The sequence below is a fragment of the Sphingobacterium lumbrici genome (assembly GCF_006476045.1).
Taxonomy (GTDB): Bacteria; Bacteroidota; Bacteroidia; order Sphingobacteriales; family Sphingobacteriaceae; genus Sphingobacterium; species Sphingobacterium lumbrici.
The window spans coordinates 283,364-304,062 of sequence record NZ_SRZY01000011.1 but is presented as its reverse complement, the minus strand read 5'-3'; the positions used below and the strand labels follow the sequence as shown (position 1 = coordinate 304,062).

18 protein-coding genes are annotated in these 20,699 nt (G+C 39.8%); 7 read left to right on the top strand and 11 right to left on the bottom strand.

The window, feature by feature from the left end; genetic code table 11:
• Positions 1-732 (bottom strand): flexirubin biosynthesis SDR family reductase FlxB, encoded by a 732-nt coding sequence (fabG, locus tag E4F24_RS03380; RefSeq protein WP_140937234.1) that lies wholly within the window; start codon positions 730-732, stop codon positions 1-3.
• A gap of 10 nt (positions 733-742) precedes the next feature.
• Positions 743-2,260, bottom strand: a complete 1,518-nt coding sequence (locus E4F24_RS03375; protein WP_140937232.1) for a flexirubin biosynthesis tyrosine ammonia-lyase FlxA — start codon at positions 2,258-2,260, stop codon at positions 743-745.
• A gap of 121 nt (positions 2,261-2,381) precedes the next feature.
• Here E4F24_RS03375 and E4F24_RS03370 point away from each other — a divergent pair, with 121 nt between their 5' ends.
• A complete protein-coding gene (locus tag E4F24_RS03370; RefSeq protein ID WP_140937230.1) occupies positions 2,382-3,644 on the top strand; it encodes an NAD(P)/FAD-dependent oxidoreductase in 1,263 nt (420 codons plus the stop codon).
• Positions 3,645-3,699: 55 nt separating this feature from the next.
• Here E4F24_RS03370 and E4F24_RS03365 read toward each other — a convergent pair whose 3' ends face one another.
• The gene (locus tag E4F24_RS03365) at positions 3,700-4,551 is read right to left on the bottom strand and encodes a sugar phosphate isomerase/epimerase family protein (RefSeq protein ID WP_140937228.1); all 852 of its coding nucleotides are present in this window, start codon (positions 4,549-4,551) and stop codon (positions 3,700-3,702) included.
• Positions 4,552-4,639: 88 nt separating this feature from the next.
• Positions 4,640-6,160 carry a glutamate--tRNA ligase gene (gene gltX / locus E4F24_RS03360; protein WP_140937226.1) on the bottom strand — a complete coding sequence of 507 codons (1,521 nt, stop codon included), beginning with the start codon at positions 6,158-6,160 and terminating at the stop codon, positions 4,640-4,642.
• Between the two features lie 100 nt (positions 6,161-6,260).
• Between gltX and E4F24_RS03355 the strand changes: the two genes are divergently transcribed.
• The 5 genes from E4F24_RS03355 (at position 6,261) to E4F24_RS03335 (ending at position 10,808) form a co-directional block, all read left to right on the top strand.
• Complete coding sequence (locus tag E4F24_RS03355) at positions 6,261-7,484, top strand: sensor histidine kinase (RefSeq protein ID WP_140937224.1); 1,224 nt, start codon at positions 6,261-6,263, stop codon at positions 7,482-7,484.
• Positions 7,465-7,992, top strand: coding sequence for a DinB family protein (locus E4F24_RS03350; RefSeq protein WP_140937222.1), 528 nt, complete (start codon positions 7,465-7,467; stop codon positions 7,990-7,992). The genes E4F24_RS03355 and E4F24_RS03350 overlap by 20 nt, the downstream gene beginning before the upstream one ends.
• Complete coding sequence (locus E4F24_RS03345) at positions 7,979-8,401, top strand: hotdog fold thioesterase (RefSeq protein WP_140937220.1); 423 nt, start codon at positions 7,979-7,981, stop codon at positions 8,399-8,401. Before E4F24_RS03350 ends, E4F24_RS03345 begins: the two co-directional genes overlap by 14 nt.
• Before the next feature lie 226 nt (positions 8,402-8,627).
• A complete protein-coding gene (locus E4F24_RS03340; RefSeq protein ID WP_140937218.1) occupies positions 8,628-9,911 on the top strand; it encodes a sugar MFS transporter in 1,284 nt (427 codons plus the stop codon).
• A gap of 51 nt (positions 9,912-9,962) precedes the next feature.
• On the top strand, positions 9,963-10,808 hold the full coding sequence (locus E4F24_RS03335) for a DUF2911 domain-containing protein (RefSeq protein ID WP_140937216.1): 846 nt from the start codon (positions 9,963-9,965) through the stop codon (positions 10,806-10,808).
• Between the two features lie 139 nt (positions 10,809-10,947).
• On the opposite strand, the gene E4F24_RS03330 is transcribed toward E4F24_RS03335, so the two are convergent.
• The 3 genes from E4F24_RS03330 to cdaA form a co-directional block, all read right to left on the bottom strand.
• Positions 10,948-13,896 (bottom strand): FAD-binding and (Fe-S)-binding domain-containing protein, encoded by a 2,949-nt coding sequence (locus E4F24_RS03330; RefSeq protein ID WP_140937214.1) that lies wholly within the window; start codon positions 13,894-13,896, stop codon positions 10,948-10,950.
• A gap of 11 nt (positions 13,897-13,907) precedes the next feature.
• Positions 13,908-14,816, bottom strand: coding sequence for a DUF1338 domain-containing protein (locus E4F24_RS03325; protein ID WP_140937212.1), 909 nt, complete (start codon positions 14,814-14,816; stop codon positions 13,908-13,910).
• Positions 14,817-14,958: 142 nt separating this feature from the next.
• Complete coding sequence (gene cdaA, locus E4F24_RS03320) at positions 14,959-15,753, bottom strand: diadenylate cyclase CdaA (protein WP_140937210.1); 795 nt, start codon at positions 15,751-15,753, stop codon at positions 14,959-14,961.
• A gap of 97 nt (positions 15,754-15,850) precedes the next feature.
• Here cdaA and E4F24_RS03315 point away from each other — a divergent pair, with 97 nt between their 5' ends.
• Positions 15,851-16,570: a pyridoxine 5'-phosphate synthase gene (locus E4F24_RS03315; protein WP_140937208.1), complete on the top strand. Its 720-nt coding sequence runs from the start codon at positions 15,851-15,853 to the stop codon at positions 16,568-16,570.
• Positions 16,571-16,656: 86 nt separating this feature from the next.
• Here the strand turns inward: E4F24_RS03315 and lepB are convergent, their stop codons facing one another.
• From lepB to E4F24_RS03295, 4 genes are all read right to left on the bottom strand, one after another.
• Positions 16,657-18,063, bottom strand: a complete 1,407-nt coding sequence (lepB, locus tag E4F24_RS03310; RefSeq protein ID WP_140937206.1) for a signal peptidase I — start codon at positions 18,061-18,063, stop codon at positions 16,657-16,659.
• Positions 18,064-18,183: 120 nt separating this feature from the next.
• Positions 18,184-18,945 carry a 4-hydroxy-tetrahydrodipicolinate reductase gene (gene dapB, locus E4F24_RS03305; protein ID WP_140937204.1) on the bottom strand — a complete coding sequence of 254 codons (762 nt, stop codon included), beginning with the start codon at positions 18,943-18,945 and terminating at the stop codon, positions 18,184-18,186.
• A 110-nt stretch (positions 18,946-19,055) separates the two neighbouring features.
• Positions 19,056-19,778, bottom strand: a complete 723-nt coding sequence (locus E4F24_RS03300; RefSeq protein WP_140937202.1) for a DUF5683 domain-containing protein — start codon at positions 19,776-19,778, stop codon at positions 19,056-19,058.
• Complete coding sequence (locus E4F24_RS03295; RefSeq protein WP_140937200.1) at positions 19,778-20,698, bottom strand: ParB/RepB/Spo0J family partition protein; 921 nt, start codon at positions 20,696-20,698, stop codon at positions 19,778-19,780. The genes E4F24_RS03300 and E4F24_RS03295 overlap by 1 nt, the downstream gene beginning before the upstream one ends.
• Between the last annotated feature and the right edge of the window lies 1 nt (position 20,699).

The window sequence follows — 20,699 nt, the reverse complement described above, 5'->3', positions numbered from 1 at the left end:
TTAAGAATAAATACCTCCGTTAATATTAATAACTTCACCTGTAATATAGCTAGATTTTTTTGAAGCCAAAAAAGAAACTAGGTCTGCTACCTCTTCAGCTTCTCCAAAACGATTCGCCGGAATCATCTTCACGAGTTCCTTTTCGTCCATATCGGCGGTCATGTCAGTACGTATAAATCCGGGGGCCACCGCATTGACTGTGATATTTCGCTTAGCAACTTCTTGCGCAAGTGCCTTCGTAGCCCCAATAATTCCGGCTTTCGCTGCCGAATAGTTCGTTTGTCCGGCCGTACCCTTCACCCCAGACACCGACACGATATTAATGATGCGTCCATAACGGTTACGCAGCATTTTTTGGATAAAGAAATTTGTAACATGAAAAAATCCATTGAGCGAAATATCGAGTACCGATTGCCAGTCGGCCTTTTTCATCCACATGAATAAACCATCTCGTGCTATACCTGCATTGTTAACGATGACCTCAACAACAGCTTCCGGGTTTCTATCAAGCCAAGATTGTAACGCCTCCTCTACCGCTTCGGAATCCGAAACGTCAAATTTTAGTATCTCTCCTTTGCCACCAGCTCCTTCAACTAGCGATAGGCATTGCTTTGCTGCTTCTTCGTTACCTTGATAATTAATCAAGATATAATAGTCAGAATCTGAGGCTAATTTTTCACAAATTGCACGTCCGATTCCCCTAGAACCTCCCGTTACTAATGCACAGATCATACTGATAAATTTACTTCATTAAATATTCCTTTACCGCTTTAATAGCCGGGTAAAGCGGTTTGTCATCTGAAAAAACCGGAATAATCTGACGAATATCCTCATATATCTTTTTCGTTCTTGAAGATACTAAATTTTGATAAGATAAAATGTCAACAGCTTGTGCCAAAGATATCATTTGAATCGCCAAAACCTCATATGCATTGATAATGACTTTATGGGTGATCATGGCGGCATTTGTACCCATACTTACAATATCCTGATTATCGTTGTTATTCGGAATACTGTGCACATACATCGAATTGGATAAGGTTTGGTTTTCGGCTGTTGTCGATGTAGCTGTAAATTGTGCCCCTTGCATTCCGAAATTAAAACCCAGTTTCCCCATATTCACGAACGGAGGAAGGATCTCGTTTATTTTCGAATTCATCAAGTAATTAAGTTGACGTTCGGACAGCATGGTGAGACGTGTAATGGCCAGCTTTAATTTATCCATTTCAAGGGAAATATAGTCTCCATGAAAATTACCTCCATGATATACATTTTTATCTTCTACTGAAATTATGGGGTTATCACTTACTGAATTAACTTCATTTTCCAACACACTGCCTACACCACTGATTGTTTCCAAAATAGGCCCCAAAATCTGCGGCACACAGCGAAGTGAATAATATTCCTGTACCTTATCTTTAAAAATCTCTTCAAGATTATTGCCTGAGTATAAATCATCTTCACGCTTTCGGATCAGCTGACTGTCACTGAGATGTTCGCGCATCATCCGCGCAATGTCTTGTTGGCCTTGATGTTTTTTAACTTCATTGAGCGTAGTTGAATAATGATCATCATGTGCCTTTGCCAATTCATTCATAATAGACGACATCTCCACTGACCATTTTAACAACTTCTTTGCATGAAAATAGTTGACCAATCCTGCACCGGTCATCACGGAAGTTCCGTTAATCAACGAAATACCTTCACGGATGACAACCTGAATTGGCGCTAAGCCCAATTCAGCAAACACTTCTGCCGTAGGTCTTCTTTGATCTTTGTAGATCACTTCTCCTTCACCAATCAGGGTAAGTGCCAAATGAGCAAGTTGAACTAAATCGCCGCTTGCTCCTACGCCTCCATGTGCAAAGATCACCGGTGTGATGTCTAGGTTAATAAAATCCTGTAGCCGTTCAACAACACTGATATGAATACCCGATTTACCTTTTGAAATATTGCTTAGACGAGTTAACATTGCGGCTTTCACCACATCCGGCGGCAACAATTCCCCGGTACCCGCAGAATGGCTGCGGATCAAATTATATTGTAATTGAATGCGGTCAGCATCTTGGATCCGGTATTGAGCCATGGGGCCAAATCCGGTATTTATACCATAGATTATTTTATTTTCGATGAATGATTTTAAAAAATCGTGACTTTTTTTCACGACTTCGCGTGTTTCTTCAGAAATAGTAACTTCTTGTTGACCCAGTAAAATATTTGAGAACCCTTCCAGAGTCAATTCTTTATTGATGGCAATCATTAATAGTGATTATTATAACTTTTCAAACTTAAGATTATCTTCTTTTCGGTTAAGATAATATGTTACTTTTGCTCTCGCTTTGCATCGCAAAAGTAACATATTTAAATTTAATTCTTTAGGAATGAGTATAAGTGATGTTGATATTTTAATCATTGGCGCCGGCCCCTCCGGATGTGTTGCCGCAGGGTATCTACAAAAGCAGGGAGCAAAAATAAAAGTAGTTGAAAAAACAAAATTTCCCCGCTTGGTTGTCGGCGAAAGCCTAATTCCCCGTGTGATGGATCATTTTGATGAAGCAGGATTGTTTGACGATCTGAATATGCAAAACTTTCAACCAAAACCCGGAGCACGTTTTATTAAGGGGGATGTGATCAGTATTTTTGATTTCAGCAAGAAATTTGGTGACGGTTGGGACTGGACATGGCAAATTCCACGAGCAGACTTTGACCAGGTAATGGCAAATTCACTTATAAAAAAGGGAGTAGACATCGCATTTGAAACTACGGTCACCGATATCACGTTTCGGGGAACGGATTCCATAACAACCATCGTTGATAAAGAAGGAAATTCGTCTCAAATCAAAGCCAAATTTGTCATTGACTCCAGTGGATACGGTCGCGTATTGCCGCGGCTACTACACTTAGACAAACCTTCTCAACTCAACCCACATTCCGCTATTTTCTCGCATGTTAAGGATATCAACAGACCAGAAGGTACAGAAGGCACACAGATCTCATTCGATGTTCTAGACACCGAAGTGTGGTTATGGGTTATTCCCTTTTCTAATGGCAACACAAGCCTGGGGATTGTAGCAAACACAGATTTCATTGATAAACTATCTACTAATGGTGATACGGCCGAAGCATTGCGCAAGGCGATCCAACTATCCGATTTTTACGTGCAACGTTTTGCAAATACCACATTTTTACTCGATCCTGTTCATCTGAAAAATTATTCGGCTGCGGTAACTAAGATGTACGGTGAAGGATTTGCACTAACCGGTAACAGTTCAGAATTTTTGGATCCGGTATTTTCTTCAGGAGTTTGTTTCGCTACGGAGTCAGGGATTTTATCGGCCAAATTAGCTTGGAAGCAAATCAATGGGGAGAACGTTAATTGGGAGCAAGACTTTGCAGCCTATATGCAACGGGGGATAGATGTATTCACAACCTACGTAAAGGAATGGTATACCGGAAACCTACAAACCTTGTTTTTTCATCGACCTGAAAATCAAGACGTGAAGGAGAAAATATGTGCTGTACTTGCTGGATATGTCTGGAACGAAGAAAATCCGTTCGTCAAAAAACATGATAGGGTGATCCGAAGTATGGCTTATCTTCTAAAAAACAACCCTGCTGCCTTCAAAGAGGTAATCGGTGAATAAGTAATACATAAAAAAGCAGATAATAAATATCTGCTTTTTTTATGTATTATACTATTTACAATATCGCTCGTAAATTTGCTGCGCTTTGTTTTACATCGCCTTTATTATTCTCCCAGTTATATTCGTACTCTGCGGAGAGCATTCCCGAAAACTTTTGACGTTTTAATTCGTTAACTACCTCCTGAAGCGGAAGTTTTCCTGTCCCCCAATGCACATCGTGTGCTTTTTTATCTCCAAAAGTATTCAAATCCTTAAAATGTAAATGAAAAACACGACCTTCCAGTTGTTTTAAACATGCTACCGGGTCTAACCCCGAACGCATCCAATGACCAACATCAGCAGCCGCTCCCATACGACTACTTCTACCGTTCAGTGAAGCAAGTACAACATCCGGTGTCCAATATTTTGAAGGTTCAGGGTGGTTATGAAGCGCGGCTTTAATATCGTATTTATCACACAACCTGGAAATAACATCCAAATGCTCGTCTGAAGGCTCAACATTTAACACTTTTATATCCATGTCTTTAGCAAACTGAAAAACCTTCTCCCACTCTTCCTCATTGTTAGCACCTACTACCCCGAAAGCGTGTAAGGTAATATTCTTTTTCTTTAATAAATCCTTTACCAATTTTCTTCCTGATTCCGAAAGTCCATATCCCATTTGTTCGGTACTTCCTGCACCAATTATTTGACCCGGAAAAGCTTCTACATGGCGTAAGTCGCAACTATCAATTTTGTCCAAAGCTTCTGCAAACGTAAAAAGCCTGAATGTATAAGCCTGCGAACCTAATTTCCATCCTAGTTTTTCCTCTGGATTTACATAGGAAAGATTTTTAGTAGAAGAGCACGATGCCGAGATGGCAAGACACCATACAATCAACAGGTTTAGAAAGGTTGATTTTATCATGATTAGGATTTAAGTTTTTTAAAACTTCTAAAGTAAAAAAAAACGTTAAGAAACAGGAATTTCTTAACGTTTTTTTATTCGTCGTTATTTATGAAAAATGGGGTAGTGCTTTTTCGATACGCTCAACAACTTCCTGTTGTCCTAACAACTCTGCTATTTTAAAAACATCGGGGCCAAATTTCCCTCCCACCAACATAATACGGAAAGGCATCATCAATTCACCAACTTTCAATCCGGATGAGGCTACCTTTTCTTTGAAAAAAGATTCCAGCACAGGTGCTTCCCAAATCGTTTGACTCTTTAATTCGCTTATAAGCTCTTCAAAAAAAGCAGTCTTCTGCGCATTCCATTTCGGTTTGATTGCGTCCGCATCGTAGGAATCAGGTTGTTGAAAGAAAAATGAAGTTTGCCCCCAAAAATCTGAAATATACGTCATACGCTCTTTTACAGCAGACAACACCTTATCCAAAAAAGCAGGATCTACCTCTTCTATTCCATGTTCAACCAATACATTTCTCATTTGCACAATTAACGCAATATTATCGGTTTGTTTAATCCATTCGTGGTTGAACCATTTTGCTTTTTCGAAATCAAATTTGGCACCACTCTTACTGATACGCTCCACCGCAAATTTTTCAATCAATTCTTCTTTGGTAAAGATTTCCTGCTCTGTTCCATCGTTCCACCCCAGCAATGCAAGCATATTGAGAAACGCCTCAGGCAGAAAACCCAGTTCCCGGAATCCTTTTGTCAAGTCACCTGATTTAGGATCAGCCCAATTCATTGCATATACCGGAAAGCCTAATCGATCGCCATCGCGTTTGCTCAATTTTCCGTTGCCATCAGGCTTTAAGATCAGGGGTAAATGTGCCCACTCTGGCATTTCCTGTTTCCATCCCAGGTATTCCCATAGCAAAATATGTACAGGAGCAGATGGCAACCATTCTTCGCCTCGAAAGATATGTGATATCTCCATTGCCTTATCGTCCACTACGACCGCTAAGTGATACGTAGGCATCCCGTCCGCCTTTAGCAGGACTTTATCATCGATTAGTTTTGTTTCGAAAGAAACCCGCCCGCGAATCATATCTTCAAAAGATAGCACTTCATTTTCAGGCATTTTGATACGTACCGTATAAGGAACTCCCGCTCCAAGCAACTTTTGAACTTCTTCATCCGAAAGACTTAATGAATTTCGTAGTTCAGCTCTATTTTCGTGGCTGTATCTGAAATTCGGATGAATTTTACGCTGTTCTTCCAATTCTTCTGCTGTATCGAACGCATAGTATGCGTACCCATCCTTTATTAGCTGTTCCGCGTATTGACGGTAAGAAGGTTTCCGTTCACTTTGTCTATAGGGGCCAAAGGATCCGGGTTTATTCGGACTCTCGTCCGGCTCGATGCCACACCAAGCGAGGCACTCTGTAATATATTCTTCTGCACCAGCCACAAAACGTGTCTGATCTGTATCCTCAATACGTAAAATAAATTCACCTTGGTGGTGACGAGCAAATAGATAATTGAACAAAGCCGTGCGTACTCCCCCTAAGTGCAATCCCCCTGTAGGGCTAGGTGCGAAACGCACCCTAACTTTCTTTTGTGAACTCATACAGCAAAATTACATATTTATCGTGGATTTACTTTAATAATCGCTACAATAGAATAGTTTCTATGCGATAAAATTTTTATTTTGCGGTACGATATATATCATGAATCCATACAGGTACAATAAACAACTTTGGAAATTCCTACTATTGTTATTCGCAGTAATAATAGGAGTGGCATCGCTCGTGTACACAAACTATCTCGTGAAAAGTTTATCCAAATCAGAGCGCACAAAAGCTGAGGTATGGGCCATGAGTACAAGAAGCATCGTCACCATGCCCGATGTAGATGATCAATTTATCAGCTTTATCTATGCCGTAAGAGATAGTCTTACCCTGCCTGCCATCATTACCGATCAAAAGGGAAACATTATCTTCTGGCGGGATCTAGATGCAACCAAGACAAATATTCGCACAGAAGACATTGCCCAAGCACATTTAGAATACGATCCAACCTATTTTGAAAAACAGCTGAATGGCATGAAAAGTATGCATTCTCCCATTGTCATTGATTTAGACACTGGAGAAAAGTGGTATGTCTATTATCACGATTCGGATGCACTACGGCAACTGCGTATATATCCTTACGTGCAAATATCACTTATCGCAGTATTTCTTATTATTGGCTATACTGTCTTCAACTCCATTAAAAGATCCGAACAAAACCTCGTATGGGTGGGTATGGCGAAAGAAGCGGCTCATCAATTGGGCACGCCTATTTCTTCACTGATGGGATGGTTGGAACTGATCCGCATAAAATACGAAACCGAAGACGACAGTGTCCTAAATGAGATGGAACGCGATGTACAACGACTGGAAGTAGTGGCCGATCGATTTTCCAAAATTGGCTCTATCCCCTCTCTCACCAATCATAATGTGTATCGCGTTATCAACGATTATATCAATTATTTTCGTGTGCGTACCAGTGATAAGATTACATTTGCTATGGAAGGCGATAAGCATGTAGAAGCGATGTTAAATATCCAATTATTTGACTGGATTATTGAAAATTTACTGAAGAACGCCGTCAACGCAATCGAAACTGAGGGAAAAATTATCGTAACCATTTCTGAAAACATTGCAAAAGAGGAAATTTTTATAGACATTAGCGATAATGGTAAGGGAATTGCTCGTACAAATTTCGAAAACATCTTTCAACCAGGATTTACCACACGCAAACGAGGATGGGGCCTTGGCTTAAGTCTTACCAAACGAATGGTGAGCTACCACAAAGGACAAATCTTTGTAAAGGAATCTGAAATCGGTAGAGGAACTACATTTAGGATAATATTAAAAAGCAACTTACGCTATGAACCAACTCAAGTCTGATGAATATCCAGCTATATACAGTGATTATATTGAAACCATAGTCTACGATATAAAGGAAGAGCTTGTCCTTCAAGTTGAATCTTTTCCCGAATTTATCCGCAGCATCCCCAAAGAATTGGGAGAATATACCTATGCAGAAGACAAATGGACTGTGAAAGAAGTATTATGTCATATATTGGATACCGAGCGTGTGATGGCCTATAGAGCATTGCGGTTTGCACGAAACGATATGACTGCTTTGGCAGCTTTCGAACAAGACGAATTTGTAGCAAACGGACGTCATAACGAACGTTCTTTTGATAGTATCATCGAAGAATTCATCCATTTGAGAAAAGCGAATTTGATTTTCTTTAACACGTTGAACGAAACCGAACTCAACCGTAAAGGAATGGCGTCAGACCGCTTAATCAGCGTGCGCGCATTTATTCATGTTATCGCCGGCCATTTGAATCATCATCGCATCATTCTTCAAGAACGCTATCTAAAAAAATCAAATGATCTGGCTTAAAAATTATTCCCTGGAAGAAGTCAACCGTATTTTTGATAAATACATGACCCAACTGCTTGAAATTAAAGCAACGGCTATTTTAGATAATACTATTATTGCCACAATGCCTATTACAGATAAGGTAAAACAGCCTTTCGGCATCCTTCATGGCGGAGCTTCTGTGGTATTAGCCGAATCGATCGGAAGTGTAGCATCGAATCTTATCATCGACACCACAAAATATGTGGGTGTAGGATTGGAGGTAAACGCCAATCATATAAAATCGGGAATAGCGGGGTTTGTTACAGCAACCTGTACGGCAGTGCATATCGGAAAATCTACACATGTTTGGGATATTAAAATCCATAATGATCAACATGCTTTACTATGTATCTCAAGACTTACGGTAGCGATAGTAGAAAAAAAATAATATTTTTTGAAAACATTTTTAAAGCAACATTGTACTACTAATATAGAAACCATTCATTGGTTTTATGATACGGTTTAGGTTTAGGGAGACTTCGCCCATCGATGTCTCCCTATTTCTATAAACGTATGCAAACGATTGATTACTTTATTTTATTTCTATTCTCAATTTATTTTGTTAGTCTTGTGTTATAAAATTATGATAATTATATTAAATCTTAAAACTCCCTATGGATTCTAGAAAATCTTATCAAAAACCGGGACAGTCAACAGTCGGTCCTATGATTATTATCGGATCACTCTTCTTTATTTTTGGCTTTGTCACATGGTTGAATTCCTTGCTAATTCCCTACTTAAGAATTGCATGTGAACTTACCGAAGTACAATCGTATCTTGTAACGTTTGCTTTTTACATCGCCTATTTAGTCATGGCTCCCGTTTCTACATGGGTATTGAATAAATATGGTTTCAAAAAAGGGATGTCTATTTCTTTAGCTATTATGGCTGTAGGTGCATTGTTATTTATTCCTGCCGCATATTCCAGAACGTATCTTATCTTTTTGATCGGCTTATTTATAATGGGTGGAGGTTTAGCGATATTGCAAACAGCTTCCAATCCATACATTACGATTCTTGGCCCAGTTGAAACCGCAGCACGGCGAATAAGTATAATGGGTATTTGTAATAAGTTTGCCGGAGCTGTTGCTCCCATAATCTTAGGCTTATTTCTAAATTTAGGCGAAGCAGATAAGCTTACACAACAAGTAAATTCCCTTTCAGCTGAAGAATATTCCACAGCATTGGACAAAGTTGCCTTAGCGGTGGTAAACCCCTATATCGGGATTGTGGCTGTCTTAATTATACTATCCATTTGGATATCCAGAGCAAATCTTCCCGAAGTGGAAGGCAATGAGGAAGAAACGGTAGACCATCACCATGCCTCAGACGGTAAAACTAGTATTTGGCAATTTCCACATGTCGTATTGGGCATGATTACCTTATTCCTATATGTTGGTGTTGAGGTTTTAGCCGGAGACACCATTATTGCATATGGCGTATCACAAGGTATTGCATTAGATGATGCAAAATTCTTCACCGGATTTACAATGGTCGCAATGGTTGTTGGATATATTGTGGGTATCATTACTATTCCAAAATATATTAAACAAGAAACTGCGTTAAAGTTATGTGGAATACTGGGGATTGCCTTCACAATAGGTATCGTTTTCACTCATGGAATGACCTCTCTTTATTTCGTTGCGTTATTAGGCCTTGCTAATTCATTAATCTGGCCCGCGGTATGGCCATTAGCATTGAAAGGTGTGGGTAAATTTACAAGTGCAGCCTCGGGTCTATTGGTAATGGGAATTGCCGGCGGAGCTGTAATCCCTTTATTGTACGGCCAAATAGCACATTATGTAGGATCGCACCACGCTTATTGGATTGCGCTACCTTGCTATTTATTTATTTTGTATTATGCCATTATAGGCCATAAAGTCGGCAAAAAAGCATAGTATAAAATAATAATTATATGAAATATTAAATTCACTGTAAAACTACACACAATGAGCAGAACATTATTAAACATATTCGCCGCTTCAGCACTATTTTTCATGCTACAAACTGCGGATGCACAAGTAAAACTACCTCCAGCAAGTAGTACACAGACTATTACACAAGGAGTAGGGATCAAGAAGATTTCATTAACTTATCAACGTCCAAATATCAACAATCGTGTTGTATTTGGAGAGTTAGTACCTTATGGAGAAGTATGGCGCACAGGAGCGAATAATATTCCGGTCATTACCTTTGAAGAGGAAGTAAGCATTGAAGGTCATAAAGTCCCTGCTGGCACGTACGGTTTATTTACTATCCCGAATCAAAGCAATTGGACGATCATTTTGAGTAAAAATGCCCAACAATGGGGAGCATATCAATATAAACAAGAGGAAGATTTCGTACGTTTTAATGTAAAACCACAAGTTACATCTCAAAAAGTGGAAACATTTACGATCAATTTCGGCGATGTGACTCCTAATTCCACGACCGTAACATTAAATTGGGAAAACACGCAAGCTGCATTTAACATTAAAGTAGATCAATCTACTGAAATTATCGCTTCATTGGAGCAAGCTATGCAAGGGGAGAAAAAACCATATTTCCAGGCAGCGCAATATTATTACAATAACGGACTTGACATCAAAAAAGCCGCAGACTGGATCAATGAAGCCGATAAAGGGAACGATAAAGCGCCACACATTAAATACTGGAAAGCTAGAATTCTTTTAAAATCGGGCGATAAAGCAGGCGCAACACAAGCTGCGAAAGAAGGAATTACAATTGCCGAAAAAGCCAATAATGGCGAATATATCAAATTGAATAATCGCGTGTTGAGCGAGGCGACTAAGTAATTGGTTGCCTTATACCTCCAAAAGGGGGGCTAAATGTATTTGTCTTTTTTGTTGTCATCCTGAACGTAGTGAAGGATCTAAAGCTTTGATTATCTATAGTATTTAGATCCCTCCAAAGTCAGGATGACAGAAAAGAAGCCTACTTAATACTTTTAGTCCCTTCTTCTTTTTTTAATGCATCATATAAAATCTCCACAGGGTGGTATGCCCTCTCCGAAGTACCATCCTTAATCTGATGCCTACAACTTGCTCCGGGCGCTACAATCACCTGCCCATTTTCCTTTTTTTCGATTGCAGGAAAGAGCACCAATCCGCCTATTTGCATGGAAACATCAAAATGTTCCTTCTCGTATCCAAAAGAACCCGCCATTCCACAACAACCCGAAGCGATTGATGTCGCATGATAGTGCTCAGGTATAGAAAGTACTTTTTCCGTAAAGTCTTGCAGCTTCCAGGCCTTCTGCTGACAATGCGCGTGTACAAGCATGACCTTTTGAGATTTATTGAAGTCTGCAGATGATATATTCCCTTTCTCGAATTCCTTCCAAAGAAACTCTTCTATCATCATCGCATGTGGTGCGATTTTTCCCGCTTCTTCCAAGAGGTGTTCATCCACCAGATCAACATATTCGTCGCGAAATGACAAAATAGTAGACGGTTCGACACCAACAAGCGGTGTTTCACTATTAATCCGGGAAGCAAAGACCTTCACGTTCGTATTGGCTAGTTTTTTTGCCGCACGGAGCATACCTTTTGAAATCAGCGCACGTCCACTAAATGCGTGATCTATTATTAAAACTTCATACCCCAATTCCTCTAACAACAAGATGGCTTTTTTACCAATTTCTACATCGTTATAATTTGTGAATTCATCACAAAAGAAATAAACAGTTCTTTTTATCTGTGAACCATCATATACAGGTTTATCATGGCGCTCGAACCATTTTCGCAAAGATATAACGCCTACCAAAGGAAGATTCCGCTTTTCCGAAAAACCAACTATACGCTTAATAAACTTTCCGACCAGTCGGTTTTGAACAGACCAGTTGTACACCGCAGGCATATAAGAAGCCATCTGTGTTATCCTATCTACCCACCCCACTAAGCGTGTACGTATCGGAAGACCATTAGCATCGTGATAAGCCTGTAAGAATTCTGCTTTAAGTTTAGCCATATCCACACTCGACGGACATTCCGTCTTACAGCCTTTACAACTTAGACATAGATCCATCACCTCTTTGATTTCAGGATGGTCAAAGGGATTCTCTTTCGGCGAATGCGTTAGAAACTCCCGTAAAATATTAGCCCGCGCACGGGTTGTATCTTTTTCATCTCGCGTAGCCATATACGACGGACACATGGTTCCTCCAGACAAATGAGACTTGCGACAATCCCCCGATCCATTACATTGCTCCGCATGCTGAAGAACATGTTGTCTCCCATAACGAAAAACAGTTTTTATCGTTCTGTTCGGTTGATCAGGAGCATAGCGTAGAAAAGAGTTCATTGCCGGAGTATCCACTATCTTCCCCGGATTAAACACGCCGTAGGGATCCCAGGTATGTTTAATTTGTTTCAGTAATTGATAGTTCTGCTCTCCAACCATATAAGCAATAAATTCGCCTCTAAGTCTGCCGTCACCATGCTCTCCACTCAATGAGCCTCTGTATTTTTTTACAAGTTTTGCAATCTCGAAAGCGATCTCCTTAAATAATTGATTGCCCTTTTTAGTTTTCAGATTCAACAACGGTCTTAAATGTAGCTCTCCGGTCGCAGCATGCGCATAGTGAACTGAATACAAATTATATCGCGATAAAATCTGATTAAATTCAGCGATATAATCGGGCAAATCCTGTACATCAACAGCGGTATCTTCAATCACAGCTACTGGTTTTTCGTCTCCGGGTGTATTGCTCAAAAGTCCAAGTCCGGCCTTTCGTAAATCCCACACCTTCTTCTTGTCCGCACCGAGGATCAAAGGAAAATAATACCCTAGCCCTTCCCGCCTCATATACGTTTCCACTTCAGCGGCTTTGTGTCGAATCTCTTGCTCATCCCTCCCGTCATATTCCACAATAAGGATTGCCGCAGGATCTCCCTGTACGAAAAATCGGTTTTGAGCTTGCTCGATATTACTCTTGGTACACGACAAAATATAATTATCCATAAGCTCGCTAACAAGTGGCCCATGCTGAAGAGCAACCAAGTTTGCGCGTAACGCTTCTTCAATACTATAGAAATGCACACATAATAATCCAGAAGGGTACCGCGAAATCTCATTTAGGTGCAATTTAACCGAGGTAATAAATGCTAACGTGCCTTCCGATCCGCAGATCAATTTCGAAAAATTAAACCGATCTCCTCCTGCTGTGAAAGGATCGGTATCGACTAAAATATCAATCGCATATCCTGTATTTCTTCGATCAATGGACGGCTTTGGAAATTCGGATTTAATCCGTTCCTGATTTTGATAATCACTTAGCATACTCCGAATCTGAGCATATAAACTTCCTTCAAGTGTCGTATGCTTACATTTTTCAGTAAATTCTTCGAAGCTTAAATCTTTAAACAGTACTTTAGAGCCGTCGCTCAAAAAAGCTTCGATTTCCAATACATGCTCCCGGGTACTTTTATAGATCAGTGAATTTGAACCACAGGAATTGTTTCCTACCATTCCCCCGATCATGGCCCGGTTAGCCGTAGAGGTTTCCGGTCCAAAAAAAAGACCATACGGTTTCAAAAACAAATTCAGTTCATCCCGAATGACTCCCGGCTGTACCCTTACCCATTTTTCAGCTTCATTGATTTCCAATATTTTCGTAAAGTGCCTAGACACATCCACTATGATGCCTGAGCCCACCACCTGTCCGGCAAGAGAAGTCCCGGCGGTACGCGGTATGAGTGAAATTTTATTTTCTCGCGCAAAAAATATAAGCTTTTGTATATCTTCGGCTGTCTGTGGGATAGCCACGGCCAAAGGCATTTCCCGATACGCAGAGGCATCCGTCGCATACAGAATACGCATAGTCTGATCCGTAAAGAGATCTCCCTGAAGTGATTCCTTAAGATGTAATAAAAGCTCTTCCAAAATTCGTCAATTTAGGAACCTTTGATCTGCGTGGTATACGTACTTTCAAAAATTTTATCCGCATTATTTGTTTCAAAACCATCCCTGCGATGATGCGGTTGAATCTGTTCTTTCGGTATATCTTTATACTCAGGTAAGACACTGCGTTCGGCAAATTCAACGTAGCTGCCCGCAATTTCCAACGACCTGCCATCCGCAAATTCCGCTTTATAGAGTGCCGAGACAGTGCTACTTTGACGTAATAACCCATCATCACTTGTTTTAATAACTCCCCCTGAAGTATTGAGCTTCACTCCGATACCAGTCAAAAAACTATTGAATTCTTCCAGCGTATTGTACCCATCTTTCAATTCATGAATACTAATCGTATAATGATTAAGGTAATAACGGTTATATATTACCCATGCGGCATATTCGCTTTCCGCAAGTAAAGCCTGATAATCTTCCGAAGTAGGCAAATCCCACAACGGTGTCTGCAAAAAATCAGCCACTGCGTTCCCCTTTTTCAAGTCCAACCCATCTACGGGATCAGATGTAATGCCTTTTGTATATCGGGAAATGATAGCCTGTGCAGTTCCTGATAAATCCGCTACCCTCAATTCGGACACGAAAATACGCGGATAATATGCTGCTGGGGGCGAGTACCAATATGCGTCCAACTTCTTACCCTCGAAATAGTAATAGTCTCTTTTAGTATATCCGTATTTTAAGAATAGCTTTTCAAAAGACTGAATACCCAAATGAGGAATACCTAATGTTCTAAAAGCAATATGATCATTAACAATATCGTCTTGAGATGTAATAACACCCTTATCTAATAAGCCTTTGGTTATGTTGTCGACATCAGCGACATTCTGGCGATAATGCTCAAACAGGTCATTCAAGACAATATCTAAGGGATTATTTTCATCGAAATGCATAGGACAAAATTAAGTTCATATCTAATGTAAATCTAAGAAATAGCTTTCTTATTCACATTACAAAACAAGAAAAAATGAATTCTATTCAAAAAAACAAGTGACCACCAAAATTTATTCTAAATAATCAACCAACAGTAAAACATTACAACTCTTCCCGTAGAATTTTTTCCAGTTCTTCGGGAGTAAGATTCATATTGATATTTCCGTCTTTTGCGACCGAAATTTCTCCGGTTTCTTCGGAAACAATCACCGCGACAGCTTCCGAGACTTCCGTAACACCAATCGCAGCACGGTGTCTTAATCCAAATTGAGGAGGAAGATCCTCGCTGTCCGACAGGGGCAACACTGAACTTGCAGTCATCACTCTAAAATCTACTATGACAACAGCACCATCATGTAAGGGGCTGTTCTTAAAGAATATACTTTCTAACAATCTTTTAGACACAGGAGCATCGACATATTCGCCACTTGTTTGGTAATACTCTTCGTCAAAATATTTAGAAAACACGAGTAAAGCTCCCGTCCGTGACTTTGACATACTTTTACACGCTTCTATAATGGGTTTGATTTCTTCCGAACGGTCTTGCTGGGTTGTCCTTCTACTCCCCAAGAAGCTCCAAAAGAATTTCTTTCTTCTTAAGGATATATTCTTACCAATATGCAGCAAAAATCTTCGGATTTCCTGTTGGAAAACCACAATTAGTGCAATAGAACCAACAGAGATAAAACCTCCGAAAATCTCGGTCAACAACCGCATTTCCAATTGTTTCACAACGAGATAAATACCATAAAAAAGACCTACTCCCAATAGGATATTAACAGCAATAGTGCCTTTGATCAAGCTGTAGATATAATAAATAATCACAGCAACCAAAAGGATGTCTATAATATCCAACAGCCGAAAACCCTCTAATAAATTAAAGTCTAATCCATCCATATTCCTATGCAATTTATAAAATTCTTACAAGATTCTCGTTATCGAGCTACCACAATAACTACAAAAATATCTAAGTTTGTAGTTAGAAATAGGAATCATGACGAAATTATCTGTTAACATCAATAAAATAGCCACTCTTCGCAATTCTCGGGGTGGAAACACGCCAAACGTATTGACTACGGCTTTAGCATGCGAACGATTCGGAGCAGAAGGCATCACTATACATCCTAGACCTGACGAAAGGCATATACGATATCAGGATGTATACGATCTCAAAGCTAATATCACTACAGAATTTAATATTGAAGGTAACTGTCAAGAACAGAAATTTGTAGACCTTGTACTCGCTAATAAACCGACACAGGTTACGTTGGTACCCGATGCATTAGGTCAGCTTACGTCAAACCATGGCTGGGATACTATCAGAAATCAAGCGTACCTTACCGATATGGTAAAACGCTTTCAAGATCAAGGCATTCGGGTGTCGATCTTTGTAGATCCCGATGAAAAAATGGTAGAGTCAGCAGCCGAAACCGGAACTGATCGTATTGAATTGTATACCGAAGCATATGCTGCGGAATACGGATTTGACAAGGAAAAAGCAATTAGCCCATATTTTAAAGCCGCGTTAAAGGCGCGTGAAGTAGGTTTGGGATTAAATGCGGGGCACGACCTGGATTTAAATAATCTGGCGTATTTTAATCAACACATACCCGATTTATTAGAGGTAAGTATAGGACATGCTCTCATATCGGATGCGTTATACCTCGGCCTGGAGGAGACCATCAAACGATATTTAGCAGCGCTAAAAGCTTAGTATTGGGTAGTGCGTAGAATACTTTGCAAGTTTTATAAAGCATTTGAATGCCAAATCTCGCATCTCAATACGCACCACTCACATCCCTATTTAATACCTCTAAAAATTCTATTCCAACGGATTTTAGACAAGAAAGTTCCGTCTTTGTCCCAGCTTAACCAAGTAAACAAGGCTTTACCTACAACGTGATCTTCTGGAACAAACCCAAATTCTCTTGAATCCGATGAATTATCCCTATTATCGCCCATCATCCAATAATAATCCATTTGTACCGTATAGCTATCTGCTTTGGTTCCATTAAGGTAAGTACCGTCTGCTCTTTGCTCTAAAGTATTCCCTTCATATACCGTAATCAGCCGATTATACAAAGGCAAGGTATGTGTATTTAGTTGAATTACATCTCCTTTTTTAGGAATCGTTAACGGTCCAAAATTGTGAAAATTCCAACCATAATCTTCTACATGAGGGAAAGATGATGCCGTATTTTCAAACGGGATAACCTGTTCTACATTCGTCCACGATTTTACATCTTTTATTTCCTCATCCGTCACATATAAAACATAGGGCTCAGCCATACTATGCTCAAACTCGTATCTTTTATCAATAAGACGCTGAGGGTTAAGACCCGTCCCATCTGTATAGATCAAATAAGCCGATTGTATATCAGAAGACCCGAATCCGGGTGTACCATTTACAATCAATTTCCCTTTCTTCATTTCTATAACATCTCCTGAAACAGCTACAGCGCGTTTAATATAATTCTCTCGTTTATCTACAGGTCGGTTAAATGGCGCATCAGCTTCCATTGGATAATTGAAAACAACAACATCATTACGCTCAATTACCTCAAAACCCGGCAGACGTTTGTACGGGACATGAACTAATTCCGAATAAGCCTTACCTCCGATAATGGGCATAGTATGATGAGCAAAAGGAAAAGCAAGTGGAGTATTAGGGACACGTGGTCCATAGTTCAGCTTACTCACGAAAAGGAAATCTCCTACTAACAACGATCGCTCCATAGATCCTGTAGGAATCATATAGGCTTCGATCAAAAATCCTCTTATCAAAGAAGCCGCTACTGTAGCAAAAATAATCGCATCTGCCCATTCGCGCGTAACAGATTTCTTATATGGGTATTTTTTCTTAAATTCTTCCGTATTGGATTGTCCCAAATATTTGACATTTGGATCCCTTCCCCACATTGGTAAGACAATAAAAGGAATTAATACAGCGGCTGCATTTTCCCAAAAACGTCTTTTACCAAAAGCTTTGATAAAATCTAAATATAATCCATAAAAAATGAAGATATTAACAATCGGAATGAGTAATAATATCACCCACCAAGTTGGTCTCGCAACCAACTGAGCCATGATATATTCTCTATATAAAGGCACAATAGCCTCCCACCCTTGTTTACCTGCCTTCTTGAAAAGCAACCATAACCCGTAAAAAGCAACTATTGTTAATACCCCAAAAATAATATACCACATATAATTAAAAATTCAAAAGTCAAAACTAAGCTTGCCTGCCTCCCGCAGCGTAGGCGAGCTTATTAAAATATTATTACTACCAACCCCTAATCACTAACCCCAGTCACCAATTACCAGTCACTAACTCCTATCTCCTAACACCTGATTAAAGTCAAAAATTTCAGTTACCTGATAGAATCCCGTCTTTCCTTGCAGCCATTCAGCAGCAATAACTGCTCCCAATGCAAAGCCATCTCGATTATGTGCCGTATGTTTAAATTCGATCTGATCAACTTCCGAGCTATATAAAACCGTATGTGTACCCGGAACCTCTTCTATTCTAAGACTTTCAATCAACAGTTCATCCGACTTCGCAATAACCTCTTCACCTTCACCAACCACATCATTCACCCACGTATTCTTAACAGAACTATTTTCTAATATCCCCTCCGCTATCGTAATCGCTGTACCACTAGGAGCATCCAATTTGTGAATATGGTGTATTTCTTCTACCTGCACATCGTATTGCTTATAAGGGTCAATGGCTCGGGCCAATAGTTTATTGATATGGAAAAAGATATTTACACCTATACTAAAATTAGACCCGTATAGCAATGACTGTTTAGATTCGAGACAAGCTTCCTTTACCTCTTGCAAATGATCGTACCATCCTGTTGTACCTACAACAAGTGGCAAATCAGCCTCAAAACATAGACCTATATTCTCCAAAGCTGCGTGAGGTGTGCTGAAATCAATCGCTACATCCGCCCCTTCCAAATCTTCAATACCAATAGATGATCGATTATTTTCATCCACAATAAGCACAACTTCGTGTCCTCTCTTCACGGCAAACTTTTCAATCAGTTGCCCCATTTTGCCATATCCTAATAAGACTATCTTCATCTTTCTTGTGTGTTTTTTATGGTAGAGTGTGTGTGTTGGTTCATTTATTTTTGTACCCCTTTATTTTTATACCGCTAATATACTAATCCTTAATATATTCTACCAACTAACTATCGAATGTTAAAGGTTAATTTTATACCTGGCACAAACTGGCTTTTAAGTGGAGATTGATACCCTAAATAACCTGAAGGCATAAAGGTTGGCGACACCTTTAAACTTAAATCGTCTCCCATATCATATCTATTTTTTAACATAGATGTCACATAGGCTTCCACTACATTTAACCCCCAAAGCCCTGCTGTAGCGAGAATAGTCAGATCTCGGTTACGGCGTGTATTGTCTTTAATCCGAATAATACCATCTAACGACAATCCAATTAGATCCGGGTCATTGACTGCGTTATTATTGTCTATCCGATACTGCGCCTCATCCAAAAATTTTCGATAATACCATTGCCAATAATCGAATGTAAAATATGCGCCAGCAAAGCCTCCATAGATAATAGGAACCTTGATCCACCAGAGACCACCATTGGTGTATTGCCCCCAACCGGGTAATATCAATGAACGTTTCCAAGCTACCCGTGACACATGTTCGATCGCTAATCGGGTAGAATCTTTAAGAATATCTTTATAATAAAATTTAGCGCGCTCCTTTTCTTCCTTTTCTCTCGTCCTTCGCTCCTGTCTAGTCTCTTTTTTTATATCCTGCATAACAGAATCCACAGCCACTATCACTGAATCCACTTTTAGTGCTGTTGAATCCACACTTTGTGCCATTGCTGAAAAACAGGCACAACCGAATACAAAAAAGAAGAGACAGATTCTATACATTACCAATCTAACAATTCTAAGATGCGGCTTAAATCATCCTCCGAATCAAATGGAATTTCTATCGCACCTTTTCCTCTGGTATTTTTCAAATTCAAACGTACACGTGTTGAAAATTTGGAAGCTAAGTCGTCTTCAATCTTTTGATATTGAAAGTCCAATTGCTTCCCAACATTTTGATTCTTTTTGGGTTTTGTCTGTTGCTGAATATTACGCACCAATATTTCGGTCATCCGAACAGATAGCCCCTTATCAATGATCTGTTGGAAAACGAATAATTGCTTATCCACTTCCCCTACGTTGATTAAAGCACGTGCGTGTCCCATGGAAATCTGACCGTCACGTATACCAGCTTGTATAGCAGGGGGTAATTTCAACAGGCGTAAATAGTTTGTCACTGTTGACCTATTTTTACTTACACGGTCACCTAGCTCCTCCTGCTTCAGGTTACACTCCTCAATCATACGCTGAAAGCTCAACGCCACTTCGATGGCATTCAGGTTTTCACGCTGGATATTTTCGATGAGTGCCATCTCCAACATCTGTTGGTCGTTGGCCGTGCGAACGTAAGCAGGCACTTCGGTGATATCCGCAAGTTTAGAAGCACGCAGTCTCCGCTCACCACTGATAAGTTGATATTGGTTTTTGCTGACCTGCCGTACTGTGATAGGCTGAATAAGCCCCTGTAACTTAATAGAGTCTGCTAATTCCTGTAACGCCTCCTGATCAAAATCGGTTCTCGGCTGAAAAGGGTTTACAGCGATTTGTTCAACCTTAATAAAATTGATACTGCCTGCTGCTGGAACCCCAGTTTTTGTATCTGTTGCTTCCTTTTGATCAGATTTCGGATTTATCACGACATCATCCTGCAATAATGCTCCTAATCCTTTTCCTAAACCTGTTTTTCGTTGTAATGCAGCCATA

Bases quoted from the DNA above. Each gene is read 5' to 3' on its own strand.
- fabG (WP_140937234.1), bottom strand. From the start codon at position 732: ATGATCTGTGCATTAGTAACGGGAGGTTCTAGGGGAATCGGACGTGCA.
- E4F24_RS03375 (WP_140937232.1), bottom strand. From the start codon at position 2,260: ATGATTGCCATCAATAAAGAATTGACTCTGGAAGGGTTCTCAAATATT.
- E4F24_RS03370 (WP_140937230.1), top strand. From the start codon at position 2,382: ATGAGTATAAGTGATGTTGATATTTTAATCATTGGCGCCGGCCCCTCC.
- E4F24_RS03365 (WP_140937228.1), bottom strand. From the start codon at position 4,551: ATGATAAAATCAACCTTTCTAAACCTGTTGATTGTATGGTGTCTTGCC.
- gltX (WP_140937226.1), bottom strand. From the start codon at position 6,160: ATGAGTTCACAAAAGAAAGTTAGGGTGCGTTTCGCACCTAGCCCTACA.
- E4F24_RS03355 (WP_140937224.1), top strand. From the start codon at position 6,261: ATGAATCCATACAGGTACAATAAACAACTTTGGAAATTCCTACTATTG.
- E4F24_RS03350 (WP_140937222.1), top strand. From the start codon at position 7,465: ATGAACCAACTCAAGTCTGATGAATATCCAGCTATATACAGTGATTAT.
- E4F24_RS03345 (WP_140937220.1), top strand. From the start codon at position 7,979: ATGATCTGGCTTAAAAATTATTCCCTGGAAGAAGTCAACCGTATTTTT.
- E4F24_RS03340 (WP_140937218.1), top strand. From the start codon at position 8,628: ATGGATTCTAGAAAATCTTATCAAAAACCGGGACAGTCAACAGTCGGT.
- E4F24_RS03335 (WP_140937216.1), top strand. From the start codon at position 9,963: ATGAGCAGAACATTATTAAACATATTCGCCGCTTCAGCACTATTTTTC.
- E4F24_RS03325 (WP_140937212.1), bottom strand. From the start codon at position 14,816: ATGCATTTCGATGAAAATAATCCCTTAGATATTGTCTTGAATGACCTG.
- cdaA (WP_140937210.1), bottom strand. From the start codon at position 15,753: ATGGATGGATTAGACTTTAATTTATTAGAGGGTTTTCGGCTGTTGGAT.
- E4F24_RS03315 (WP_140937208.1), top strand. From the start codon at position 15,851: ATGACGAAATTATCTGTTAACATCAATAAAATAGCCACTCTTCGCAAT.
- lepB (WP_140937206.1), bottom strand. From the start codon at position 18,063: ATGTGGTATATTATTTTTGGGGTATTAACAATAGTTGCTTTTTACGGG.
- dapB (WP_140937204.1), bottom strand. From the start codon at position 18,945: ATGAAGATAGTCTTATTAGGATATGGCAAAATGGGGCAACTGATTGAA.
- E4F24_RS03300 (WP_140937202.1), bottom strand. From the start codon at position 19,778: ATGTATAGAATCTGTCTCTTCTTTTTTGTATTCGGTTGTGCCTGTTTT.
- E4F24_RS03295 (WP_140937200.1), bottom strand. From the start codon at position 20,698: ATGGCTGCATTACAACGAAAAACAGGTTTAGGAAAAGGATTAGGAGCA.